This window comes from Clostridium sp. 29_15, from assembly GCF_001916075.1.
GTDB lineage: Bacteria > Bacillota > Clostridia > Clostridiales > Clostridiaceae > Clostridium > Clostridium lentum.
This window is the reverse complement of record NZ_MNRT01000012.1, coordinates 1-6830: the sequence shown is the minus strand read 5'-3', so window position 1 is coordinate 6830 and position 6830 is coordinate 1. Positions and strand designations below refer to the sequence as shown.

8 protein-coding genes are annotated in these 6830 nt (G+C 32.9%); all 8 read right to left on the bottom strand.

Translation table 11 applies throughout. From position 1 onward, the window contains the following. Window positions 1-492, bottom strand: a 492-nt coding sequence (locus BHW04_RS01150; RefSeq protein WP_302698580.1) for an LON peptidase substrate-binding domain-containing protein, incomplete at its 3' end; no start/stop codon positions are given. A gap of 113 nt (window positions 493-605) precedes the next feature. Then, window positions 606-2264 (bottom strand): ATP-dependent protease LonB, encoded by a 1659-nt coding sequence (gene lonB, locus BHW04_RS01145; RefSeq protein ID WP_186835214.1) that lies wholly within the window; start codon window positions 2262-2264, stop codon window positions 606-608. Between the two features lie 139 nt (window positions 2265-2403). Next, window positions 2404-3699 (bottom strand): ATP-dependent protease ATP-binding subunit ClpX, encoded by a 1296-nt coding sequence (clpX, locus tag BHW04_RS01140; protein WP_302698575.1) that lies wholly within the window; start codon window positions 3697-3699, stop codon window positions 2404-2406. Window positions 3700-3740: 41 nt separating this feature from the next. Continuing rightward, window positions 3741-4328, bottom strand: a complete 588-nt coding sequence (gene clpP, locus BHW04_RS01135) for an ATP-dependent Clp endopeptidase proteolytic subunit ClpP (RefSeq protein ID WP_022211187.1) — start codon at window positions 4326-4328, stop codon at window positions 3741-3743. Between the two features lie 161 nt (window positions 4329-4489). Further along, the gene (locus tag BHW04_RS01130; RefSeq protein WP_302698582.1) at window positions 4490-4897 is read right to left on the bottom strand and encodes a hypothetical protein; all 408 of its coding nucleotides are present in this window, start codon (window positions 4895-4897) and stop codon (window positions 4490-4492) included. Continuing rightward, window positions 4882-5748: a magnesium transporter MgtE N-terminal domain-containing protein gene (locus BHW04_RS01125; RefSeq protein ID WP_368072950.1), complete on the bottom strand. Its 867-nt coding sequence runs from the start codon at window positions 5746-5748 to the stop codon at window positions 4882-4884. Before BHW04_RS01125 ends, BHW04_RS01130 begins: the two co-directional genes overlap by 16 nt. A 31-nt stretch (window positions 5749-5779) precedes the next feature. Further along, window positions 5780-6007, bottom strand: coding sequence for a DUF6783 domain-containing protein (locus tag BHW04_RS12215; protein ID WP_441294411.1), 228 nt, complete (start codon window positions 6005-6007; stop codon window positions 5780-5782). A gap of 522 nt (window positions 6008-6529) precedes the next feature. Continuing rightward, window positions 6530-6830 (bottom strand): phospholipase D-like domain-containing protein (locus BHW04_RS01120; RefSeq protein WP_302698573.1); only part of this gene is annotated, 301 nt, incomplete at its 5' end.

Below are 6830 nucleotides of genomic sequence, written 5' to 3'. Positions count from 1 at the left end.
GACTTTTCCTAGTTCTTCTTCTTTAGTTATAACTTCGATAACTTTACTTTCGTCACCTTCTGTAACCCTAATATATTCTTTAAAGGCTTTAGATAGTAAATTTCTTAAAGCTGAATCTTCATTTTCATCTTTTAAGTTAAGTTCATCATCAATTTTTTCAACTATAACTTCCTTAAACTTCTTATCATCTATTAAGTCAATTATAGCTGCTCTCTCAACGCCTTCTACCAATACTCTTGTAACGCCTTTTGGCAACTTTAAAATCTGCTTTATCTTACAGATAGTCCCTATTGAATAAATTTCGTTTCTCTTTGGATCCTCAATTTCTGGATCTATTTGAGACACTAAAAATATCTTGCTATCTTTTAACATTGATTCTTCTAATGCTGAAATCGACTTTTCCCTACCGACATCAAAATGTATAATCATATTGGGAAAAATAGTAATTCCTCTTAGAGGAATAGCTGGTAAATTAATTGAATCCTTATTCATTTTCCCCCTCCATTCAATCCTTTTACAAATTATTTTATCTAACCTACTTAGTATACACATAAAAGAACATTTTTTCAACTTTACTTAGGATTCATTTGGTAATTTAAACTATTTTACTGGTATCTTTCTGCTGATAATACGTCTACTGATTCAATTGTATCTTTTAAAGGTATTATAGAATTTTCTATAACCTCATTTATACTAATTACAGGAATAACTTTTATTTTTTTGTCCTTTAATAAACCTTCACTATAGTTATCAATTGGAATTAATACTTTTTCTGCTCCAGCTTTTGATGCTGCCATAATCTTAGCTACAATTCCTCCTACAGGCTTTACAGCTCCTAAAATACTTATTTCCCCAGTCATAGCTACCTTATTATTTACAGGTCTTTTAGTAATTGCACTATATATAGCTACAGCTATAGTTATTCCTGCTGATGGACCATCTACAGGCACTCCCCCTGGTATGCTTATGTGAATATCATATTCATCACAATTTAAGTTATATAAATTATTTAATACAGTAATTACATTTTCTATTGACGAATATGCAGTGCTCTTACGAATCATTTTTCTATTGTTACTAGATATTTCTTCCTCTTCAATAATTCCTGAAATTTTTAAGCTCCCTTTTTTATTTTTATTTAAATTAGCTACTACTTCTACCTCTATTAAAATACCTATATTACTTCCATGCACTGCCAAACCGTTAGCTATACCTATTTCTGCCTTACTTCTAACTTTTTTTTCAACTATTTCATGATATTCTCCATTTTCAATAACCCATAATATATCCTCTTCACTTATATAATCACGCTTTTCATTTATAGCCACACCAGAGCAAAGTTGCACTAGATTTATTACTTCTCTACCATTGCTACAATGCCTACTAATAATATCTAGCCCTCTATTAGATATGTTTAAGTTTACCTTATTTATTGCATTTGATGCTATAGTTCTAATTTCAGGGCACTCTAAAGGTTTAAAAAATACCTCAACGCATCTGGATCTAATGGCTGGTGATATTTCCTCAGGTCCTCTTGTGGTAGCACCTATAAGCCTAAAATCAGCCGGAAGCCCTCTCTCAAATATTTCCTTTATATACGTAGGCATATTAGTATCTTCTGAACTATAGTATGAACTATCTAAAAATACTTTTCTATCTTCCAAAACTTTTAATAGCTTATTTAATTCTATTGGATGAAGTTCACCAATTTCATCAATAAAAAGTATTCCTCCATGAGCTTTAGTTACTGCTCCAGGTTTAGGTTGAGGAATGCCTGCAACCCCTAAAGATCCTGCTCCTTGGTAAATAGGATCATGCACTGATCCTATAAGTGGATCTGCTATTCCTCTTTCATCAAATCTTAATGTTGTAGCATCTATTTCTACGAATTTTGCTTCCTTCTTAAAAGGTGAATTTTCCATACTTTTAGCATATTCTAATACTAGACGTGCTGCTGCAGTTTTCCCTATACCAGGAGGACCATATATAATTACATGCTGTGGATTTGGCCCACAAATAGCAGCTTTTAGTGCCTTTACTCCTTCTTTCTGACCTATAATTTCATCAAAGGATGAAGGCCTACTCTTTTCAGTTAATGGCTCTGTCAATCTTACACTTCTTAACTTAAGTAACTTTTCCATTTCTTTTCTGTTTTCTTTATCAATAATATTTACTTTACTATAATTATTCTTATTACTATTAAAAAGATAAATTATAAATAAAATCATCATTACTATTTGTAAAAAAATCAAAAATTCACTCATATTTAATAATACCCTCCATTTGCATTTAATTATTAGTATTATTAACTTAAAAATATTCATCTATTCTTAGATTAAAATAATAAAAATATAAAAAAAGATATTACAAAATAAATAATTATTTTGTAATATCCTTGAAAAATTAAGCTGTTTCAACACCTTTTTTCTTTTTTGCTTTTTTAACTTTTATAGCTGGTCTTGTTTCATTCTCTGCTAATCTAAGTAATTCTGGTTGCTTTTTTTCTTTGATTACTTCTTCAGTAATGATAACCTTATATACATTTTCATCTGAAGGTGCTTCAAACATTACATCAACCAATATATCTTCTAGAATAGCTCTTAATCCCCTAGCGCCAGTCTTTCTCTTAATAGCTTCATCAGCAACAGCCTTTAAAGCTTCTTCAGTAAACTCTAACTCAACATTATCAATTTCAAAAAGTTTAGAATATTGCTTTATTAAAGCATTCTTTGGCTTACTTAAAATATTTATTAATGCACTTTGATCTAAAGATTCAAGTGAAACTACCATTGGTACTCTTCCAACAAATTCTGGAATAAGTCCAAATTTTAATAAATCTTCTGGTAATAAATCTTTTAATAAAGCTCCAACATCTTTAGTTTCTTTAGAGTCTATATCTGCACCAAATCCCATTGAACTCTTTCTTGTTCTCTTTTCAATTATCTTATCTATACCATCAAAAGCTCCACCACAAATAAATAATATATTAGAAGTATTTATTTGAATAAACTCTTGATGTGGATGTTTTCTTCCACCTTGAGGAGGCACTGATGCAACTGTTCCTTCTAATATTTTAAGTAAGGCTTGTTGAACACCTTCTCCTGAAACATCTCTTGTAATTGAAGGATTTTCAGATTTTCTTGCAACCTTATCTATTTCATCAATGTAAATTATACCCTTTTCAGCTTTTTCAACATCATAATCAGCATTTTGTATAAGTTTTAAAAGAATATTTTCAACATCTTCTCCAACATATCCTGCTTCTGTTAATGTTGTAGCATCAGCTATAGCAAATGGTACATTTAAGAATTTAGCTAATGTTTGTGCTAAAAGTGTTTTACCCGAACCTGTAGGTCCTAATAGTAAAATATTACTCTTTTGTATTTCTACATCATCATCAATCACATTGCTTTTTATTCTCTTATAATGATTGTAAACCGCAACTGATAATGATTTTTTAGCTCTATCTTGACCAATAACGTATTGATCTAAATAATTTCTTATTTCAGATGGTTTTGGTAATGAAGTTGTATCTAACTCTACACTTTCCTCAAACTCATCTTGAATTATATCTGAACATAGGTCTATACACTCGTCACAGATATACACTCCCGGCCCTGCAATTAATCTTTTTACCTGGTCTTGACTTTTTCCACAAAAAGAACACTTTAATTGCTTTTTATCTTCATATTTAGCCATAACCTCACCTCACTTCAGCTTTTTCAATCTATAATAATTTTCTATTTACCATGTCTTACTATTACTTCATCAACTATACCGTACTCTTTAGCTTCGTCAGCTTCCATAAAGTAATCTCTTTCAACATCTCTCTTTAATTTTTCAAGATCTTGATTGGTATTTTCACTTAATATTAAATTAAGCTTTTCTTTAATTTTTAATATTCTCTTAGCATGAATATCAATATCTGTAGCCTGACCTTTAAATCCTCCTAAAGGTTGATGTATCATTATTTCTGCATTTGGAAGTGCAAATCTTTTACCTTTTGCACCACATGAAAGTAAAAATGCTCCCATTGATGCAGCCATTCCAATGCAAATAGTGCTTACATCTGGCTTAACATATTGCATTGTATCATAAATAGCCATGCCTGCAGTAATTGAACCACCTGGACTATTTATGTATAAATATATATCCTTATCTGGATCTTCGCTTTCTAAAAATAATAATTGAGCAACGACTAAGTTAGCAGTATCATCATTGACTTCACCGCTAAGCATTATAATTCTATCTTTTAACAGTCTTGAGAAAATATCATATGATCTTTCTCCTCTTCCTGTTTGCTCCACAACCATTGGAACTAAACTCATTTTGCTCCCTCCTTTTCTCTTTTAACCCTTCTCTTAATAATATATCCAAAATGATAAAAGTAATGATAATTAAATTATATATAATTTACATTAATTTGTTAATGATATATTTTAAGAATTGCCAAAATTTCTTCTGGCAATTCTTTATTTCTATCTAAATATTAGTTATTTTCTTTTAAGAAGTTTATAACTTTTGAAGTCATTACATCAGCTACTAATGCTTCTCTTTGGTTTTGTAATAATAACTCAACCATTTTTTCATCGTTAGCTCCGTAAAGTTTTGAAACTTCTGATGCTTTTTCTTTTAATTCTTCATCAAGAACTTCCATTTTTTCAGCTTTTTGAAGAGCTTCTAAAACTAATTCAGTTTTAACTTTAGTTTCAGCATTTTCTTTCATGTATTCTCTCATTTTTTCTGCATCTGTTCCTGTGAATTGGAAGTATTGTTCTAAAGTTAACCCTTGATATTGTAATCTTTGAGCTAAGTTTTGAACCATTCTATCGATTTCTTGTTCAACCATAACAGCTGGTATATCCATCTTAGCATTTTCAACTACAGAGCGTAATATAGCTTCTTCATACTCTCTTTCAGCGGTTCCTTCAGATCTTCCTCTGCGGTAAGACCTGCCAGCATGGCGTAATCCTCTCCCATTTCATCATCAACCAGGTCGATGATATTGGAAGATGTGATAACACCTAAAAGGCGGTTGTCATTATCCAGCACGGGAATGGAATCCTCGGAATACGCTTTCAGTTCTTCGATACAGTCGTCAATATCCTCTTCGGCATATACATATGGGTAAGAGGTTGCCACCAGATCTTCCAGAGATTTATCCTGTCTTGCAATGATCAGGTCTTTCAGATCAATGGCTCCGTAAAATTTCTGTGACTCGGTTACCACAAAGATTGTGGAAATATTATCGTTCTTAGCAGCCTGCTCTACAAGGCTGTTCATAGCCTGCTTCACAGTCAGGTTCTCACGAATGATAATGCAGTTAGTCGTCATACGGCTACCGATTTCATCCTCATCAAAGGAAGCGATCATCTCAATATCATGGCGGACATCATCATCCATTAATTCGAACAGCAATTTCTTTTTGGCTTTATCAATCTTATGAAGAACCTCTACAAGGGCATCAGTCTCCATGCGTGAAAGAATGGCTGCACCTTTTTTTACATCCATCTCTTTCACATATTCTGCTGCATTATCTGAGTCCGTATACTCAAAAATATCGGACAGCATATCCAGTTCCAGAATACGGTACAGTTTGCAGCGTTCCTGAACAGTCAGCCTCGGCATTGCATCTGCAATGTCATTGGCATGAAAATCTCCCAGCTTATCGCTCATAGCTGCCGGAGAGGTATTACTTCTTACTACAGCCAGAATGTCCTGGGTGTAGTCCTGCACTCTTTTCTCCATCCTACTTTCTCCAATCTGACAATAAGACAGTTCACCATTTCCAGGTGTTTATCTTATGTATTTTTGACAGACTTATACAAAGTCCATTTTTACGGACAGTAAAATCCGTATTTAAACAGAATATAAGCGTATAGCTTTTAAAAAGGTTTTCTGCAAGATGTACGTCACAATTTGTGGGAGATTTCACCAGAATGAAGGCACCATAGTAGGCTACGGCAACCGAATTCGGGTAAAATATACTGCAAAATGGAGCGCAGATTGCGGAAATGCTTTTTCAAACAGGTTCTAGGGAATATTGGATTCTTCTGAAGAACTCATAGGATAGAAAAAAGAAATGAAACAGTGTTCTTAAGCGCAATGCGCCTTTTACATGAAAAGAAGAACAGAATGTGCGCGATGCTCATCTGTCATTTCGTTTTTCCATCCTATGCAACTACTTCGCCCTGCCTTTGTTCTTAGATTTTGTGGGAATATATTTTATTCCCACAGGTCATTCTAACTGCTTTTATAAAAAAAATCAATTCCTAATTTACTATTTATTTGATTTTTCACTGGCTTTTTTCCTTTTTCTTTCCGTTTCTTTACAATACTGGAAAAACCTGTGTGGTTTTATGTGGATTCAAGGAACAGCAAGTGAAGATATTAACAGATTTTAATCGTACTATTATAGTTTTTATATGACAGTTACGCCCCTTAAGTCCTTTTTCTTGTATTGTTTTTTTTATAACAATAGTAACTTCTTTGCTGTATTTCACCGTTTTTACTTCAAGAAATATAATACTTATAACAGCTGGCGCAATGGTCTGATTATAATCCGCAGCACTCCATAGAAAAGTTTTTTCTGCCAGTTCAGCACTTTCGTTTCATACTGTACCCCTTCTGTCTCCTGTCCGTTTGACAGAACTTCTTTACTTTTTTCTATGTAAGTACCTTCCGTGGACTGAATCTGCTGATTCAGTTCTTTGCTGTCGATAACAAGCATTAATTCCGTATCCAGATAAGTACTTCTCATGTCCAGGTTATAGGATCCGACGACAGAGAGTCGGTCGTCAAGCAGGACTGCTTTGGTGTGAACTGGAACC

Bases quoted from the DNA above. Each gene is read 5' to 3' on its own strand.
- clpP (WP_022211187.1), bottom strand. From the start codon at position 4,328: ATGAGTTTAGTTCCAATGGTTGTGGAGCAAACAGGAAGAGGAGAAAGA.
- BHW04_RS01125 (WP_368072950.1), bottom strand. From the start codon at position 5,748: ATGGAGAAAAGAGTGCAGGACTACACCCAGGACATTCTGGCTGTAGTA.
- clpX (WP_302698575.1), bottom strand. From the start codon at position 3,699: ATGGCTAAATATGAAGATAAAAAGCAATTAAAGTGTTCTTTTTGTGGA.
- lonB (WP_186835214.1), bottom strand. From the start codon at position 2,264: ATGAGTGAATTTTTGATTTTTTTACAAATAGTAATGATGATTTTATTT.